This window comes from Rhodococcus sp. 24CO, from assembly GCF_050586165.1.
Taxonomy (GTDB): domain Bacteria; phylum Actinomycetota; class Actinomycetes; order Mycobacteriales; family Mycobacteriaceae; genus Rhodococcus_F.
Map to the genome: position 1 here is coordinate 315,850 of NZ_JAZFNF010000003.1, position 18,014 is coordinate 333,863.

Genomic DNA, 18,014 nt, shown 5'->3' on the forward strand with positions numbered 1-18,014 from the left:
GCCAAATCGTTGTGGACTGGACCACGTGCGGAGAACCGACTTCGCAACCCCGTGAGTCCGGTGGCGATGAGGAGAGCGTGGATGGCGAAGAACGAGCGAAGCGGAACCGCAGGTAAAACACCTGTTAGACGCCGTTTCCTGGTGAGTGGACCCGGTCGACGCCGTTCCGTGATGCGTATCTCCGTGCTGGGATTGATTCCCGCTCTGACGCTCGGAATTGCCGTCGGAGGTATCGGAACTCTGTACCAGGACGAGCCGTCGGTTATGCCCGTCGTGTCCGCCGACACTCAATTCACTCTCTCTGGTCACGGCAACGGCCACGGCCGCGGAATGGGTCAATGGGGCGCTTACGGCTACGCCAAAAACCAGGGTTGGTCCGGCGAGCGAATTCTCAGCCACTACTACGGCGGCACCGTTCTCGACTCCATGCCGCCCGCTCAGATGAGTGTTCGGTTGACGGCCCGCGACGACAAAACGCTCGACGTGTACTCCGCCGCCGGAATGGTCGTGAACGGTCAGCGCACCGCGCCCGGCGAAGCTGCCCACTTGACCGCACTTCCCGGCGGCGGCGCCAGTGTGGTCGTCACCAGCGGCTGCGGCGGCGGCGTCGTCTGGGAAGCGGTCACAAATCATCCGTGGGTGGACCCGGTCGATCTGGCCCCGGACCGGCCCGCCGACCAGTTCTTGACGATGTGTGACGACAACGCCCCGTATCGCGGCGCACTTGGTGTTGTGCTCGACAACGGCGCGGCGCGCACGGTCAACCTGCTCGACATGGAGGACTATCTACTGGGAGTCGTGCCGGTTGAGGCGAAGGCCGATTGGGCCGATTCCGGTGGGGCGGAAGCACTACGGGCTCAAGCCGTCGCAGCGCGGTCGTATGCCGCAGTCGAACATCGCAGCTCCTACGCCGATACCTGCGACACGCAGGACTGCCAGGTCTACGGCGGCGCAGGCAAGGAAGACCCACGAACCACCGAGGCCGTGCGCAGCACCACCGGCGCAGTTCTCTCACGCGACGGTGACATCGTTGCAACCGAATTCTCCTCGTCCACAGGCGGTTACAGCTCAGGTGGAGCATTCCCCGCTGTGGCAGACGAAGGTGACACCATCTCGCCCAATCACGACTGGACGCAGATGTTTTCCGCCGGCGAGATCGCGGAAGCCTTCGGGGTCGGCGAATTGACGTCACTGAAAGTTCTCTCCCGAAACGGCCTCGGCGTCGACGGCGGCCGCGTCACGGCTCTCGAAGTTGTCGGAACAAAGGCAACCGTCGGTGTCACCGGAATGCAGGCGAGGATGAAATTGGGACTGAAATCCGACTGGTTCACTATCGGAGACGGCGCTGGTGTGGTAGAGAGTCCCGTATCGGAAACTGTAGCGCCAGAACTAAATTCGCAAATTACTGATTCGTCCGGTACGGTTGTCGAGACGCAGATCGAGGCAAAGTATCGAGAGTTCGGTGGCGCCACCGGCACTCTCGGCGCTCCGGTCGGCCCGGAGATGCAGTTACCCTCCGAGGCAGGCACCTTCCGCGTCTTCGAAAATGGAACCATCATCTGGACCGAGATTTTGGGTGCGCAGGTAGTTGATGCCAACGTGCTCCGCGAGTGGATACCGACGGATATGAGCTAGGGGAAGATCGGTCGATATTTACCTCGCACAAAAACGATTCTGTCGGGCCTCGCCGCAATCCGGTGTAGGCCCGACAGGTCGTTTACGGCCCGGAGATCAGATGGTGGGGGCGTCGCCGAGCAGTCGATATTCGAGCCACAGTTCGGCCCGTTCGGTGGGGGAGCTGAGATCGAGTTGCAGAAGGCTCTCGATGCGAGCGAGCCTGCTGCGCAACGTATGTCGGTGAATGTTCAGCGCAGTGGCCGCAGCGTCGCCTACTCCGTTGTGAGCCAGCCACATGGCCAAGGTTCGGTAGAGATCGCTGCCACCCTTCGCTTCGAGAAGTGGTCGAAGATGGGCGGCCGCAAAAGCCGTCGACCGATCAGGGTCGAGAAACGCCGACAATCCGCTTTCGGAGAGTTCTGCAAAACGCATCGAGGGCAGGTCGCGGGCGCTGGCCTCGGCTGCTGCCTGCGCGGCCTGCCTCCTGGCGCGCGAGAGATCGTCCCACCACAGCATCTCCGACACGCCGACGGTTACGTCGATACCTTTGACACGAGCGAGGATTCGTTCGCTGTCCGTAGCCGAGACGACGGCGATGAGTGCGCCGTCGGTGATGCCGAATGCCAGATCACGACTCAGGCCGTCGAGCAATGAGACCGACACGCTCTCGAGTAGGCCGACGGTGCCGGCGACATGAAAGACCTGAAAGGGCTCGACCGGAAATCCTCCCCACAGTTCTCCAGAGATGTTGCGCGCGAGCGTATTCTGGCCCTCGAAGAGCTGATGCATCGCAACCGTGCGCAAGTGATTCATCGTCAGTTGCGCATCTCGGGTGCGGGCCGTCATCAACGTGAGCAGGGAAGCAGCGGTGATGACGATGCCCTGGTTCAGTGAACCGACGGCGCCGGGGCAGCCGGCGACGAGGTATCCCATCAGCTTGCCCCGCGACGTGGTCAAGGGATGGGAGATGACGTCCTCGTTCTCGCTCGTGACAAAGCTGACCTCCATCGGGCGGGCCTCACGCTCGGGAGCGGTGCGCTCGATTCCCGCGCCTGCCGCGGTATGCGATATCTCGACGGTGTGGCCGGCCGAGTCCAGCAGGGCCGCCCATCCGCCGATCAACTCCGCGACTCGGCGCACAACTGCTCGGGTCCCGTTGACTGTCACGGCGGCTTGGAGGAGCCGTCGCACGCTCTGATAGTTGTTGCGCAGCGCTTTCATGTCGTCTTCGGACTGCGCCCGGGACACCGCTTTTGTCAGTGCGATGAACGGCGTTCGCAGTGGGACGTCGAGAAGCGGCACGTTGAAACGTGTAGCCGCATCCACGAGAGCCTGCGGTACTTCCTCATATCCGAGGCCGGTTCCGAAACCGATTCCGGCAATTCCGACCCCCACCAGGGTCCGCACGAATCGGGTTGTTCCCGCCGCCGTCATGGGTAGCGACACCCCGGTGATGAGGAGTAATTCGCCGCCGTCGAGGAAGGGCGTCGGGTCGGGGAGTTCGGAGACATGTGCCCAGGTCAGGGCACGATCGAGCTGGTCTTGCCCGGCCAGTACGCGTAGGCCGAACTGTTCGGTCGCGCAGAGCTGGCGCAGGGTGATGGGCATGGGTTCAGTCTGGCACCTGCCGCGCGCCACTATGTAGTGCCTGCGGTCACGTTTGTACAAAGTGGAGCCTGTCGCGACGGGGCTCGAGGTCCGACACTGGCGCTAGCCAAAAAGCGCAACCAGAATCCCACAAGGAGTTTCGATGTCCAGTACGGACCAACCCGCGCTTCAGCACACGCTGAAGAAGCGGCACCTGTCGATGATCGCGATCGCGGGCGTCATCGGGGCCGGACTGTTTGTCGGCTCCGGCGTGGCGATCCAGGAAACAGGCCCCGGCGTCCTGATTTCCTACGCACTTGCCGGCGTCGTCGTCATCCTCGTGATGCGCATGCTCGGTGAGATGTCGGCAGCGTCCCCGGAAACCGGGTCGTTCTCCTCGTACGCAGACAAGGCCATCGGCCGCTGGGCCGGCTTCTCCATCGGCTGGCTGTACGCGTGGTTCTGGATCATCGTCCTCGGAATCGAGGCCACCGCAGGCGCTCTCATCATGAACCGATGGGTACCGGGTGTTCCGCAATGGACCTGGGCACTGATTCTGATGATCGTGCTGACCTTGACCAACATCATCTCGGTCAAGTCGTTCGGTGAGTTCGAGTTCTGGTTCGCGTCCATCAAAGTTGTTGCCATCATCGCGTTCCTCGGCATGGGCGTTGTTGCGATCTGTGGGTGGATGCCCGGCGTCGAAGCCCCCGGCATGACCAACCTGACCGGCCACGGCGGGTTCCTGCCCAACGGCACGGGAGCGATGCTTGCCGCGGTCCTTGTGGTGGTGTTCTCGTTCTTCGGAGCCGAGATCGCGACTATTGCCGCTGGTGAATCGGCCAACCCGCTCGAAGCTGTTCGCGCAGCCGTCAAGTCCGTCGTCTGGCGAATCCTCATCTTCTACATCGGCTCGATTGCCGTTGTCGTCACCTTGCTGCCGTGGGACAGTGCATCTGTCGCGCTCAGCCCGTACGTCGCCGTCATGGACTCGTACGGCATCCCGGCCGCAGGCAACATCATGGACGTCGTTGTTCTCACCTCAGTCCTGTCCTGCCTGAACTCCGGTCTGTACACCGCAAGCCGCATGATCTTCTCCCTCGCCGGCCGCGGCGACGCCCCGAAGTCGCTCTCCCGCATCGAGAAGACCGGCGTCCCGATGCGCGCCGTGCTGGTCTCGACCATCGTCGGATTCCTGACGGTTGGCATGAACTACCTGTCCCCGGACAAGGTGTTCCTGTTCCTCGTGAACTCGTCCGGTGCGATCGCGCTCTTCGTGTGGCTCGTTATCTCCGTGTCCCAGTTGCGAACTCGTCGCAAGCTCGAAGCGTCGGGCCAGGAACTGGAACTGAAGATGTGGCTCTTCCCGTACCTCACCTACGCCACCATTGCCGCGATCATCGCGCTCTGCATCGGCATGGTCGTCCTCGACTCGACCCGTAGCCAGATGTTCGTGTCCCTGGGTCTTGCGGCGATCCTTGTGGGCATCGGGCTCTATCGCTACCGCAACGACGACAAGACAGACGACAACAAGACCGGGGCCGCCCCGGCAGAGGTAACCCCCACGGTGGAAACGACAACAGCGGCAGTCACTACAAAGGCCTGACGCCTACGTCCCCATCTGCGCGATACTTAGATGTCCTAGTATCGGCCACGGACCGAGAATTTCGAGCGCCGTGCGCACAGCAGATGGGGACAATCATGACCACACCCGAACCGATCGTCATCGTCGACGGGGCTCGCACCCCGGTCGGTAGCTTCGGTGGCGTCTTCAAGGACGTCCCCGCACACGAGCTCGGCGCCACGGCTGCCAAGGCCGCGCTGACCCGCGCCGGCGTCGCACCTGAGGACATCGATGAGGTTGTCATGGGCTGCATCGGCCAGGTCGGTCCAGACGCCTACAACGCGCGCCGCGTCGGCATCGCAGCCGGACTGCCCGAGAACGTTCCCGCGTATACCGTCAACCGCCTCTGTGGCAGCGGTCTGCAGGCAATCTGGTCGGCAGCAATGCAGATGCGCTGGGGCGCTGCCGCCATCACGCTCGCCGGCGGCGACGAGAGCATGTCCCGCATGCCGTTCTACGATTTCTCGGCCCGCGCCGGCTTCAAGTTGGGCGATCACGGCCTCGTCGACGGCACTGTCGCGATGCTCACCGACCCCTTCAGCAACGCCCACATGGGCCGCACCGCCGAAGCAGTCGCCCGTAAGTACGGCGTCAGCCGCGAGCAGCAGGACGAGTTTGCCGTCGAATCGCAGCGACGCGCCGCCACCGACGCCGCAAAGGCCGCTTTCGCCGAGGAGATCACCGCGGTCGAAACCGGTGGCCGTCGCTCCGTCACCATCACCGAGGACGAGCACCCCAAGCCCGGCACCACGATGGAAACCCTCGCGAAGCTGCGCCCCGCATTCGAAGAGGGTGGCTCCGTCACCGCCGGTAACGCGTCGGGCATCAACGACGGCGCAGCAGCCCTCGTTCTCGCGACGGGCACCGAGGCAGCCAAGCGCGGCCTGACCGGTCTGGTCACCCTCGAAGCTGTCACGACGGCAGCCATGGAGCCCGGCTTGATGGGCTACGCTCCCGTGCTCGCCCTCGAAAAGCTCTTCGCACAAACAGGTTTGAAGCCGTCCGACATCGGCACCGCCGAGGTCAACGAGGCGTTTGCCTCGCAGGCTATCGCTGTCATCCGTGACGCCGGCCTCGACCCGGAGAAGACCAACCCGTACGGCGGCGCCATCGCGCTCGGACACCCCGTCGGCGCAACCGGCGCGATCCTGACGCTGCGCGCAGCCCGCGACATGGTCCGCCGCGATCTCGAATTCGGCATCGTCACCATGTGCATCGGCGGCGGCCAGGCCCTCGCAGCCCTGCTCAAGCGAGTCTGATCATGGGAACCAAGCGCAAGCCGTCGTGGTACGACGACGAGATCACCGCAGTCGCCGAACTGGCCCGCGGTTTCTTCGATCGTGAGCTGATCGCCAAGCGTGAGCAGTGGGACGCTCAGCATCGCGTCGACCGTTCCGTGTGGCTCGAAGCCGGCAAGCTCGGCCTGCTGTGCTGCTCAATTCCCGAGGAGTACGGCGGGGGCGGCGGAACCTTTGCGCACGACCTCGCGGTCTTCGAGGCGCAGGGGTATTGCGGCGACTACGCGCTTGGTAACTCCGTGCACAGTGGCATCGTCGCGCACTACGTGCTCGAGTACGGCAACGAAGAGCAGAAGCAGGCGTGGCTGCCGGGCATGGCGACGGGCGAAATCCTCGGCGCCATCGGAATGACCGAGCCGGGAACAGGTTCCGACCTCAAGGCCATCACGACGTCGGCTATCCGCGACGGTGACCACTACGTGGTGAACGGGTCGAAGACCTTCATCACCAACGGTGGCAGCGCCGACATGATCGTGCTGGCCGTCAAGACGGACCCCAAGGCCGGCGCCAAGGGCGTCTCGCTCTTGATCGTCGATCTGCGTGACTGCGAAGGCTTTGCGGTGGGCCGCGTGCTCGACAAGGTCGGCCAGCACGGAGCCGACACGTCGGAGCTGTCCTTCACCGACGTCCGCGTTCCCGTCTCGAATCTCCTGGGCGAGTCCGAAGGCCTCGGCTTCGGTCAGCTGATGGCGCAGTTGGTGCAAGAGCGTCTCATCATCGGCGCTCAGGCCATCGGCACCATCGAGCGGGCCGTCGAGGAGACCGTCGCGTACACCAAGGCGCGTCAAGCGTTCGGGCACAGCCTCTTCGAGTTCCAGAACACCGCCTTCGAACTGGCCGAGTGCCAGACGATCGCACGCACCTGCCGGGTGTTCCTCGACAATTGCATCGAGGATCATCTCAACGGTGAGTTGGACGGCGCCGACGCCGCGATGGTCAAGTACTGGCTCACCGAGCAGCAGTGTGCCGTCGTCGACCGTTGTGTTCAGCTCTACGGCGGCTACGGCTACATGCGCGAATACCCGATCGCGCGCATGTACGAAGACTCCCGCGTGCAGAAGATCTACGCCGGCGCCAACGAAGTGATGAAGGGAATCATCGCGAAGAGTCTGTAGACGCCAGCTCTCGAGGACGTCCTGGCAATCTCACTCCAGGGCGTCCTCGATAGCGGTGGCGGCAGAACGGACGCGAGAACACATGCTGGCGCGACTGATGTAGGTGTCGTCTTCCCTGATGACCACGATGCTGTTGTCCATCATGTCCAGGACGATCACGCAGCCGGGTTCGAACTCCTCCTCGGACTGGGTGAGAACAAATGCCTGATGTGTACCGATGGTGATTTCTTTGCTGTCGGCTGAGACTTCCTGCGCAAGACGCGCTGCAAAGGGGGCGGCAACAACGTCGTAGCTCGCGATTCGCAACTCGAAATCCGGGCCACGCCACGCGCAGTCGTCCAGCAGCGTGGTAGCCGATTCCATCGACCGCTCAGCGGTGGACTTGTCGACGTTCAACTCCGTCGCGACGTCCTCGGGAATGTTGCACAGACCCTCGTCGGCTGCTGGTTCGGGGGACGGCGCGGTGGCGGTCGGGGACTCTTCGAGCGTGGCCGTTGCCGCCTGCGCCCTCGCAGTCCCTTCGACGCTGCGACCACAACCGGTCACCACCGAGATCAGAACGGTCGCCAGCATCAGCGCTCCGACTATGCGTGTCATCTTTCGGTCCCCACCTCCCGCTGCCCACCCGGGTAGCCCACGTGCTTGGACGCATCGGACCGGGGTATCGGTTCCACAGCAGGTGTGATCACGACTGCTAATACGCCCCCGGTAGATCAGGTCCGATACCCTGGTTCATCGTGACCGCTGCAAATTCAGAGACCGCCCTTGCTCAGTACGACCTCATCGTCGTCGGTTCGGGATTCTTCGGGCTGACCATCGCCGAGCGCGCCGCCACCCAGTTGGGTAAGCGAGTGCTGGTTCTGGATCGCCGTCACCACCTGGGTGGCAATGCCTACTCCGAGCCCGAGCCGGAGACAGGCATCGAGATCCACAAGTACGGAGCGCATCTGTTCCACACCTCCAACAAGAAGGTGTGGGACTACGTCACCCAGTTCACGGAGTTCACGAACTACCAGCACCGCGTGTTTGCGCTGCACAAGGGCCAGGCCTACCAGTTCCCCATGGGGTTGGGCCTCGTCTCGCAGTTCTTCGGCCGGTACTTCACGCCTGAAGAGGCACGCGCGCTCATTGCGGAACAGTCCAGCGAGATCGATGCGAAGGACGCCTCCAACCTCGAGGAAAAGGCGATCTCGCTGATCGGCCGCCCTCTGTACGAAGCTTTTGTGCGTGACTACACCGCCAAGCAGTGGCAGACCGATCCGACGGAGCTGCCCGCGGCCAACATCAGCCGCTTGCCGGTCCGCTACAACTTCGACAACCGCTACTTCAACGACACGTACGAGGGCCTGCCCGTCGGCGGCTACACCGCGTGGCTCGAGAACATGGTCACGGACCCCAAGATCGAGGTCCGTCTGAACACCGATTACTTCGACGTCCGGGACGAGCTGCGCAGCGCCAACCCCGACGCACCCGTCATCTACACCGGCCCGCTCGACCGCTACTTCGACTACTCCGAAGGTGAGCTGGGCTGGCGGACCCTCGACTTCGAGACCGAAGTTCTGCCAGTCGGCGACTTCCAGGGCACCCCGGTCATGAACTACAACGACGCGGACGTCCCGTTCACCCGCATCCACGAGTTCCGTCACTTCCACCCGGAACGCGAGTACCCGGCCGACAAGACCGTCATCATGCGCGAGTTCTCTCGCTTCGCCGAGTCGACCGACGAGCCGTACTACCCGATCAACACGCCGGAGGATCGCGACAAGCTCGCCGCGTACCGCTCACGCGCCAAGGCGGAAACCGCTGACAACAAGGTGCTGTTCGGTGGCCGCCTGGGCACCTACCAGTACCTGGACATGCACATGGCTATCGCCAGTGCGCTGACGATGTTCGAGAACACCCTGCGTCCGCATCTGGAATCGGGTGCGGAATTGGCAGGGGAGAGCGAATGAACGCACGTCATCTACTCGAGGGTGAGAACGCCGACGCGGGGGACGAGGTGAGCTACCTCGGTAAGTCGCTGCTCCAGCGGATCATCCTGCCGCGCGCCGGTGAACCACTCGACGTGCGCACGCTCTACTTGGAAGAGTCCTGGTCGAACAGCCGGCGGGCGCACTCTACGTCGCGCACGTCGGTAGCACTCGGCGCCGAGACCGAGGTCTCGTTTGCCACCTACTTCAACGCTTTCCCCGCCAGCTACTGGCGACGGTGGTCCATCCTGAAATCGGTGGTCCTGCGTCTCGAACTGTCCGGCCACGGCCGCGTCGACATCTACCGTTCCAAGGCGGATTCCTCGCGAATTCACGTGGAGGGCAAAGAATTTGCCGACGGTGACGCAGCTCTGGAATTCGACGTCGAGCTTGCTCCGTTCGAAGACGGCGGCTGGATCTGGTTCGACATCACCACCGACTCGGCTGTCGTTGTCGAGAGTGGCGGCTGGTACGCCCCCGTCGAGGCTCCCGGCGAAGCGACTGTCGCCGTGGGCATTCCGACGTTCAACCGCCCGACGGACGCCGTGAAGGCACTTGCCGCGCTGGCATCCGATCCGCTGGTGTCCGACGTGATCAAGGCAGTCATCATGCCGGATCAGGGCACCCGCAAGGTGCGTGACGAGCCCGGATTCACCGAAGCTGCTGCAGCGCTTGGTGATCGGCTTACCATCCACGATCAGGGCAACCTCGGCGGCTCCGGCGGATACAGCCGAATCATGTACGAGGCACTCAAGAACACGTCGTGCCAGCACATTCTGTTCATGGACGACGACATCGAGATCGAACCCGACTCGATCCTGCGCGCCCTGTCCTTCTCGCGGTTCGCGAAATCGCCGATGCTGGTGGGCGGCCAGATGCTCAACCTGCAGGAACGCAGCCACCTCCATGTGATGGGTGAAGTGGTCAACCGCGGCATCTTCATGTGGACCGCAGCGCCGAACGTCGAATACGACCACGACTTCTCGAAGAAGCCGCTGCGCGAATCGAAGCTCCTGCACCGCCGCATCGACGTCGACTTCAACGGCTGGTGGATGTGCATGATCCCGCGCCAGGTCGCCGAAGAGATCAAGCAACCGCTGCCGCTCTTCATCAAGTGGGACGACTGCGAATACGGTTTGCGCGCAAAGAAAGCCGGCTACCCGACCGTCACACTTCCGGGTGCCGCGATCTGGCACATGGCGTGGAGCGACAAGGACGACGCCATCGACTGGCAGGCGTACTTCCACCTCCGCAACCGTCTCGTGGTGGCCGCATTGCACATGCCGGGCAACGGCCGCGGACTCGTGGTCAACACGGTCAAGGCAACGCTCAAGCACCTGCTGTGCCTCGAGTACTCCACCGTCGCAATCCAGAACAAGGCCATCGCCGACTTCCTCGCCGGCCCCGAGCACGTCGCGAACATGCTGCCGACAGCGCTCGGCGAGGTACACGCCCAGCGCAAGGAATTCTCCGACGCCGTCGTGCTGCCGTCGTCGACGGAACTGCCACTGCCGTCGGGTGCCGACGTCGGAGACGTGAGCTTGCCGCTCACCACCGTCGCGAAAGTGACCCGCGTACTTCGGGCCGCCGTTCACAACGTGAAGCCGGCCAAGGCCGAACACCTCGAGCGTCCGCAGCTCAACGTGCCGACCATCGACGCCCGCTGGTTCCTGCTCTCGCAGGTGGACGGCGTCACCGTCACCACCGCCGACGGCCGCGGAGTCGTCTACCGCAAGCGCAACCCCAAGCAGGCACTCGAACTGCTCAAGGAAGCCACCCGGTTGCGCCGCGAGCTCGCCACCCGGTTCCCCGAACTGAAGAAGCAGTACCAGGATGCCGTTCCTTCACTGACCAGCACGGAAAGGTGGGAACGTGTCTTCGGCATCTCCTGAAGTACAGATTCTGGCCGCGATTCAGTCGACCGTCGGGCAGGTGCCGGGAGCCGTCGCCGTTGCCCGCGGAATGTCGCACTTCGGTGAGCACTCCCTCGGCTGGATCGCGATCGCTGCCGTCGGCGCTGCCGTCGACAAGCCGCGTCGACGCGAATGGGCGGGCGCTGCTGTTGGTGCCTTCGGCGCGCACGCCGCGTCGGTCGTGATCAAGCGTGTCGTGCGGCGCAAACGCCCGTCCGACCCGTCGTTGCAGGTCAACGTCTCGACGCCGAGCAAGCTGAGCTTCCCGTCCTCGCACGCCACGTCGACGACGGCGGCGGCATTCCTGATCGGTCGACTCACCGGGCTACCCTTACCGGCGTTGCTGGTGCCCCCGATGATGCTTTCGCGCCTGGTTCTGGGAGTTCATTACCCGACCGACGTGCTTGCCGGTGCGGCACTGGGCGCCGCATCCGCGGCGCTGGTGCATAAGGCCGAACAGAAATATGGAGAGAAATGAGCGAGGAAGCGGCCACGGTCAGCGGACCCCCTAAGTCCCTGCCCGCCGGCATCGTCAAGGCGCTCCGCCCACGCCAGTGGGTCAAGAACGTTCTTGTGCTCGCCGCGCCCATCGCGGCCGGCACAGCCACCGAAGTCGACGTGCTCTTGCCCGTCGCGCTGGCATTTGTCGTGTTCTGCATGGCGGCGTCCGGCATCTACCTCGTCAACGACGCGATGGACGTCGAGGCAGACCGAGCGCATCCCACCAAGCGCTTCCGCCCCATCGCGGCCGGAGTTCTGCCCGTCAACATCGCGTACGGCATGGCCGTGGTGCTGCTGACCGGTTCGATCGCTCTCTCGTTCATCGCCAACTGGCAACTTGCCGTGGTGATGTCCGTGTACATCGTCATCCAGCTTGCGTACTGCTTCGGTTTGAAGCATCAGGCCGTCATCGACATCTGCATCGTGTCGTCCGGATTCCTGTTGCGCGCCATAGCCGGTGGCGTGGCAGCCGAGATCGAGCTGTCGCAGTGGTTCCTGCTGATGATGGCATTCGGTTCGCTCTTCATGGCTGCCGGAAAGCGGTACGCCGAACTGAAGCTGGCCGAACGTACCGGCGCCAAGATCCGCAAGTCGCTCGAGAGCTACACGATGACCTACCTGCGGTTCGTGTGGACGATGGCCGCGACGGCACTCGTGCTCTGCTACGGACTGTGGGCCTTCCAGCAGGACGACATCAAGGGCACCAACTGGTACGCCATTTCGATGGTCCCCTTCACCGTCGCAGTGCTGCGGTACGCCGTGGACGTCGACGGCGGCGAAGCCGGCGAGCCCGAGGAAATCGCGCTCGGTGACCGGGTTCTGCAATTCCTCGCAGTGGCGTGGATCGGAGTAGTGGGTGTCGCTGTCTACATCGTCTGAGCCGGCCACTGCAGCCGACCAGGTCGCCGACACCGCGGCACCGAGCACCACCCCTAACCGAGCAGTTTTCCTCGGCGGGGTGGTGCTTGCTGCCGTCCTCACGTTCTGGGGAGCGTGGGAGCGTCGATGGATCGCCGACGACGGACTGATCGTCCTGCGCACGGTGCGAAATCTGCTGGCCGGCAACGGTCCCGTCTTCAACGCCGGTGAACGCGTCGAGGCGAATACGAGTACCGCGTGGACGTACATCGTCTACGCCTTCGGTTGGCTGACGCAGATCCGACTCGAATATGTCGTCCTCGCAATCGCTTTGGTGCTCACGACCGCAGCTGTGGTCTTGTCGATGCTCGGAACGGCCCGCCTGTACCGCGATCTGCGACCAGGCGTCGGCGGGACGGTTTTCCTCGTTCCTGCCGGTGTCCTTGTCTACATTGCTGTTCCGCCCGCCCGAGATTTTGCGACGTCCGGCCTCGAGACGTGCCTGGTGATCTTCTGGATCGCGCTGCTGTGGTTGCTGATGGTTCGGTGGGCCCAGGCGTCAGTGCCGTCGACGGTTTCGATTCTGATTCTTTCTTTTGTTGCCGGACTCGGGCCCCTCGTGCGCCCGGAGATGGCGATCCCTGGTGCTCTCGCGCTGATGATGATCGTCGTGTCCGCGGGGCTGACGTGGAAGGTCCGCGCGATGATCGTTGTTGTCGCCGGACTCGTTCCGGTGGCGTACCAGATCTGGCGCATGGGTTACTACGGGCTGCCGTACCCCAACACCGCGGTCTCGAAGGACGCCGGCGGTGCAAAGTGGTCGCAAGGATTTGCCTACCTGTGGAATCTCGTCGGACCGTACTTGCTGTGGTTGCCTTTGCTGTTCCTCCTGGTCGGGGCGCTGGTACTCCTAGCGATCGGCAGGAACGAGCGCACGTCCGCGCCCCAGACCGTTTCAGGTTCACGATGGATTCGTTTGCAGGCGTGGTTGCGCACCCCACGCGCCGTTGTCACGTTCATTCTCGGTAGCGGCCTGATTCTGGGTGTGTACTCGGTTCGAGTCGGTGGCGACTTCATGCACGGCCGCGTCCTGCTCCCGGTGCTGTTCTGCCTTCTGATCCCGGTGGCGGTCATTCCGCTTCGGGTTCCGGCGCGCGCGGCATTCGGCCGGAACCGTGATACCGCGATCTTCGGCGTCTCCGCAGTGCTGTGGTTGGGGACCATCGTGTGGGCAGCCGTCGCCGCCAATACGACCGGCATGCCCGAAGGGTCGATCGTCGGACGCTCGGGCATCGTCGACGAGCGTGCGTTCTACGCTCTCAACACCGGCCACGAGCATCCGATCCGAGCCGAGGACTACCTCGACTACCCCTGGATGCGAGCGATGGTCGAGACCATCGCGGACACCCCGGACGGTGGACTACTCATTCCGTCTCCCAGCTACAACGCGTGGTTCGTCGTTCCGCCGCCAGGGCCGATCGACGAATCGGGCGAGCACGTCGTTTTCTTCCTGAACCTCGGTATGACGAGCATGAACGTCGGCCTCGACGTTCGGGTGCTCGATCAGATGGGATTGGCGTACCCGCTCGCCGCGCATACGGAGAGGCTGGAAGACGGCCGTATCGGTCACGACAAGAACCTGTATCCGGACTGGGTAGTTGCGGACACCGGGATGGTCGACGTGCACCCGTGGCTGCCGTTCTTCCTCGACGAGGAGTGGGTAGCTGACGCGAAGCTGGCGCTGACCTGTCCGGAAACGCAGGAGTTGCTGACCTCCTACCGCAGTGAATTGACGTGGGCGCGATTCAAGCAGAACTTCCGTCAGGCATTCGACTTGGCAAAATATCGATTCGATCGAGTGCCGGCATACGAACTACAGCGATGTGGTCTTGTGCCACTTGAAACCCAAAAGTGATGCAGATCACTATGCCGTGGGAGAAAACATGTTGCGATCCCGTAACGCTCCCGTGATCGGCGCCGATGTATCCGAAGACGATTCACCTACCCGAAATGCTCCCGTGAGCACCAGGGGAGAAGCGCCCGGTGGTTGAGATCCATTTGTCACAACCAAACCTGTGACATAGGGTCCACCGAGCGCAGTGTGACTTGGAACGAGGTCCGCTGCCAGTCTGGTTTGTCCAGGCTGGCGCACATACCTGTTCCCCGACGGAATCCGTCGGTACTTCCCCTTGTCGGGGGTAGCTACCGCAGACGAAGAGAGAGAGCAGTATCCATGCGATTTGCCCCGACGAGGCTGACACAGCGCCTCAAGCACCGAGCACTTGCCATCGGTGCGGCAGCACTCGTGCTTCCCCTTGCCGCAGGCGTCGCCGGTAGCGCAGTTGCTACCGCTGCTCCCGCGCACGCTGCGCCGGTTCAGACCGCGCCGTGGGGCGGATTCGAAGAGCTGTGGGTGCCCTCCACGATGGGCAACATCAAGGTTCAGGTCCAGTGGGCCGCTCGCGGCGGAAACGCTGCCCTTTACTTGCTCGACGGCCTCCGCGCTCGTGACGACGCCAATGCGTGGTCCTTCGAGACCAACGCTCTCGAGCAGTACCGCAACGACAACATCACCCTCGTGATGCCGGTCGGCGGACAGTCCAGCTTCTACACCGACTGGTACGCACCCTCGAACTTCAACGGTCAGCAGATGACCTACAAGTGGGAGACCTTCCTCACGGAAGAGCTGCCCAACTTCCTCGAGAACTACGGCGTCTCGCGCAACAACAACGCTGTCCTCGGCCTGTCGATGGGCGGCAGTGCCGCACTGACACTCGCTGCGTACCACCGCGACCAGTTCAAGTTCGCCGGCTCGCTGTCGGGTTACCTGAACATCTCGGCTCCCGGTATGCGTGAAGCAATCCGCGTCGCAATGCTCGATGCCGGCCGCTTCAACGTCGACTCCATGTGGGGACCCCCGTGGAGCCCGGCATGGCTGCGCAACGACCCGTTCGTCTTCGCACCTCGCCTCCAGGGCCTGTCGATGTACATCTCCGCAGCAAGCGGTTTGACCGGTAAGTACGACCACCCCAAGGGCTTGGTCGGCTACTACAACACGGCAAACGCCATGGGCCTCGAAGCACTTGCGCTGGCGAACACCCGTGCATTCCAGATCCGGATGAACACGCTCGGCATTCCGGCCACGTACAGCTTCCCGTCCAACGGCACCCACTCGTGGGCGTACTGGTCCGAGGAACTGTTCAAGGCCCGCGGCCAGATCCTCGACACGATGAACGCCTGGTGACCATGCTTCACCGCAAGAACCTGCATCACCGCATGACCTAGACAGACGAGTGCCGTTCCGGACTTCCGAGAGGAAGACCGGAACGGCACTTCTGCTTTGGGGATGCCGTAAACAGGAACTTCAGTAACAATTGCACCACCAGTAACAGCGCGGCAACCCCTAGTCGGAGTCGTTTCCGTGTAGAAAGAGTTTCGACAGGGCTCTGGTCGCCGAGGTGGTGTGCGAGGCAGAGATGCCTCGCCGCGTAGGCACTGAACACGTGAGATACCGAGTACGTGAAACACCGAGTACGTGAGACACCGGGTAGTAAGACACGCGGACCGGAAGTAAGGGAAAGAGAGTGAACTCATGCGAGTAGGCCTTGCCAAGCGGGACCGCAGTCGGTCCTTCGGGACCTATAGAACCAAGGTCGTCGGAGCGCTGGCAGCTCTGCTGGTTCTGCCGATCGCAGCAGGTTTGACCACGGCAGGCACCGCTGCCGCTGCGCCGAGTCCGGCTCTCACCGCACCCGCCGCAACGCAGAACCAGGGCGGCGCCACTGTCGGCAAGGTCGAATGGCTCAGCGAGCGCCGCGTCGCACTGTGGATCAACTCCCCGTCGATGGGAATCCCCATTCAGGTTCAGATCCTTCTGGCCCGCGACTGGAACGTGAACCCGTCGGCCACCTTCCCGTCCGTCTGGATGCTCGACGGCCTTCGCGCCACGGACATCGAAAACGGCTGGACCGCCGAAACCGATGCAGAGTCGTTCTACGCGGACAAGAACGTCAACGTAATTCTCCCCGTCGGCGGACAGTCCAGCTTCTACTCCGACTGGCTCGAAGCCGACAACGGTGTGTTCTACCAGTGGGAAACGTTCCTCACCAAGGAACTTCCGTCCATCCTCGAGAACGATTGGCGCACAACGCAGACCCGCGGCGTGGTCGGTCTCTCCATGGGTGGCACGGCCGCGATGTCTCTCGCCGCGCGCAACCCCGGATTCTTCAAGTTCGCAGCGTCTCTCTCCGGCATCCTCACCACGACGTCGCTCGGAATGCCGCAGGCGATCCAGTTCGCGATGAACGACGCAGGCAAGTTCAACTCCGCAGCGATGTGGGGCCCGCCGTCGAACCCGCAGTGGGCAGCCCACGATCCGTACACCCAGGCCGACAAACTCAAGGGCGTCAGCCTGTACGTCTCGAGCGGTAGCGGCACCACCGGACCGTACGATCAGCCGTCGGGAATCCCTGGCGTCAGCACCAACTACGCCGGCATGGGCCTCGAGATTCTTGCGCGCCTGACCTCGCAGACGTTTGCGACCAAGCTCAACTCGCTCGGCATTCCCGCGCAGATCAATTACCGCCCGTCCGGCACGCACTCGTGGCCGTACTGGCAGTTCGAGCTTCATCAGCTGTGGCCGCAGCTCGCCAACGCGCTCGGCACCGACGTGGAGAAGCCGGCGTGTGGCGCTTCGGGTGCCATCGCGGCAACCGCAGCGGCAAACAGCTGGATCGGTGACTGCGTCACCGCCGAGTACAGCGTCGCGGGTGGCCTGGCTCAGGACTTCCGCAACGGTCGCATCTACTGGACCTCCGGCACCGGCGCGAACCCCATCGCAGGCCGTATCGCCGGCGAGTACATGAACACCGGCGCAGCTGCCGGCCCGCTCGGCTTCCCGACCACGCCTGAACTCGGAACCCCCGACGGTCAGGGACGGTTCAACCACTTCCAGAACGGCTCCATCTACTGGACCTGGTGGACCGGCGCACACGCCGTCCGCGGAGCGATCCTCAGCGAATGGGCAGCACAGGGCTACGAGGGTGGCCCGCTCAAGTACCCCACCGCAGCGGAGATCGCGACCCCCGGCAAGGCCGGCGCCGTGCAGGGCTTCGAAATCGGCGCCATGTACAACAGTGCAAACGGCACGTACGCCGTGCTCGGCATGATCATGGGCAAGTACGGCGAACTCGGTTGGGAAAACGGATGGCTCGGGTTCCCGAAGTCCAACGAAGTGGCGATCAAGGACAACGGTCGCTTCACGGAATTCGACGGCGGCAACATCTACTGGAGCCCCGCAACGGGTGCCTGGTCCGTAGCCAACGGCCCGATCTTCGACGGCTGGAAGAGCGTCGGTTACGAAGGCGGCAAGCTCGGATACCCGCTCAGTGACAAGTTCGACATCCCCGGTGGAACTCAGCAGAACTTCCAGTTCGGCTGGATCACGGTGATCGACGGCAAGACCGAGATTCACCCGTAGGACGCAACGTACGACACACAACGCACGGCGGGCGGGCCCGATCACGGATCGG

13 protein-coding genes are annotated in these 18,014 nt (G+C 63.4%); 11 read left to right on the plus strand and 2 right to left on the minus strand.

The window, feature by feature from the left end; genetic code table 11:
* Nucleotides 1-81 precede the first annotated feature (81 nt).
* Complete coding sequence (locus V2B23_RS08705) at nucleotides 82-1,635, plus strand: SpoIID/LytB domain-containing protein (protein WP_430949982.1); 1,554 nt, start codon at nucleotides 82-84, stop codon at nucleotides 1,633-1,635.
* Between the two features lie 96 nt (nucleotides 1,636-1,731).
* On the opposite strand, the gene V2B23_RS08710 is transcribed toward V2B23_RS08705, so the two are convergent.
* The gene (locus tag V2B23_RS08710; protein WP_430949983.1) at nucleotides 1,732-3,225 is read right to left on the minus strand and encodes a PucR family transcriptional regulator; all 1,494 of its coding nucleotides are present in this window, start codon (nucleotides 3,223-3,225) and stop codon (nucleotides 1,732-1,734) included.
* Between the two features lie 142 nt (nucleotides 3,226-3,367).
* On the opposite strand from V2B23_RS08710, the gene V2B23_RS08715 reads away from it, so the two are divergent.
* From V2B23_RS08715 to V2B23_RS08725, 3 genes are all read left to right on the plus strand, one after another.
* On the plus strand, nucleotides 3,368-4,810 hold the full coding sequence (locus V2B23_RS08715) for an amino acid permease (protein ID WP_092805585.1): 1,443 nt from the start codon (nucleotides 3,368-3,370) through the stop codon (nucleotides 4,808-4,810).
* Nucleotides 4,811-4,905: 95 nt separating this feature from the next.
* Nucleotides 4,906-6,087 (plus strand): thiolase family protein, encoded by a 1,182-nt coding sequence (locus V2B23_RS08720; RefSeq protein WP_033235240.1) that lies wholly within the window; start codon nucleotides 4,906-4,908, stop codon nucleotides 6,085-6,087.
* 2 nt (nucleotides 6,088-6,089) lie between these two features.
* Nucleotides 6,090-7,241 carry an acyl-CoA dehydrogenase family protein gene (locus tag V2B23_RS08725; RefSeq protein WP_033235166.1) on the plus strand — a complete coding sequence of 384 codons (1,152 nt, stop codon included), beginning with the start codon at nucleotides 6,090-6,092 and terminating at the stop codon, nucleotides 7,239-7,241.
* A gap of 30 nt (nucleotides 7,242-7,271) precedes the next feature.
* Here the strand turns inward: V2B23_RS08725 and V2B23_RS08730 are convergent, their stop codons facing one another.
* A complete protein-coding gene (locus tag V2B23_RS08730) occupies nucleotides 7,272-7,838 on the minus strand; it encodes a DUF3558 family protein (protein WP_430949984.1) in 567 nt (188 codons plus the stop codon).
* Nucleotides 7,839-7,978: 140 nt separating this feature from the next.
* On the opposite strand from V2B23_RS08730, the gene glf reads away from it, so the two are divergent.
* The 7 genes from glf (at nucleotide 7,979) to V2B23_RS08765 (ending at nucleotide 17,962) form a co-directional block, all read left to right on the plus strand.
* Nucleotides 7,979-9,193 carry a UDP-galactopyranose mutase gene (gene glf / locus V2B23_RS08735; RefSeq protein WP_430949985.1) on the plus strand — a complete coding sequence of 405 codons (1,215 nt, stop codon included), beginning with the start codon at nucleotides 7,979-7,981 and terminating at the stop codon, nucleotides 9,191-9,193.
* Nucleotides 9,190-11,103 (plus strand): glycosyltransferase, encoded by a 1,914-nt coding sequence (locus V2B23_RS08740; RefSeq protein ID WP_430949986.1) that lies wholly within the window; start codon nucleotides 9,190-9,192, stop codon nucleotides 11,101-11,103. The genes glf and V2B23_RS08740 overlap by 4 nt, the downstream gene beginning before the upstream one ends.
* Nucleotides 11,084-11,602 carry a phosphatase PAP2 family protein gene (locus V2B23_RS08745; protein ID WP_430949987.1) on the plus strand — a complete coding sequence of 173 codons (519 nt, stop codon included), beginning with the start codon at nucleotides 11,084-11,086 and terminating at the stop codon, nucleotides 11,600-11,602. The genes V2B23_RS08740 and V2B23_RS08745 overlap by 20 nt, the downstream gene beginning before the upstream one ends.
* On the plus strand, nucleotides 11,599-12,504 hold the full coding sequence (locus V2B23_RS08750) for a decaprenyl-phosphate phosphoribosyltransferase (protein ID WP_430949988.1): 906 nt from the start codon (nucleotides 11,599-11,601) through the stop codon (nucleotides 12,502-12,504). Before V2B23_RS08745 ends, V2B23_RS08750 begins: the two co-directional genes overlap by 4 nt.
* On the plus strand, nucleotides 12,482-14,398 hold the full coding sequence (zomB, locus tag V2B23_RS08755) for a flagellar motor control protein ZomB (protein ID WP_430949989.1): 1,917 nt from the start codon (nucleotides 12,482-12,484) through the stop codon (nucleotides 14,396-14,398). The genes V2B23_RS08750 and zomB overlap by 23 nt, the downstream gene beginning before the upstream one ends.
* 318 nt (nucleotides 14,399-14,716) lie before the next feature.
* Complete coding sequence (locus V2B23_RS08760) at nucleotides 14,717-15,727, plus strand: alpha/beta hydrolase (RefSeq protein WP_430949990.1); 1,011 nt, start codon at nucleotides 14,717-14,719, stop codon at nucleotides 15,725-15,727.
* Between the two features lie 348 nt (nucleotides 15,728-16,075).
* Nucleotides 16,076-17,962 carry an alpha/beta hydrolase-fold protein gene (locus V2B23_RS08765; RefSeq protein ID WP_033235160.1) on the plus strand — a complete coding sequence of 629 codons (1,887 nt, stop codon included), beginning with the start codon at nucleotides 16,076-16,078 and terminating at the stop codon, nucleotides 17,960-17,962.
* The last annotated feature ends 52 nt before the right edge of the window (nucleotides 17,963-18,014 follow it).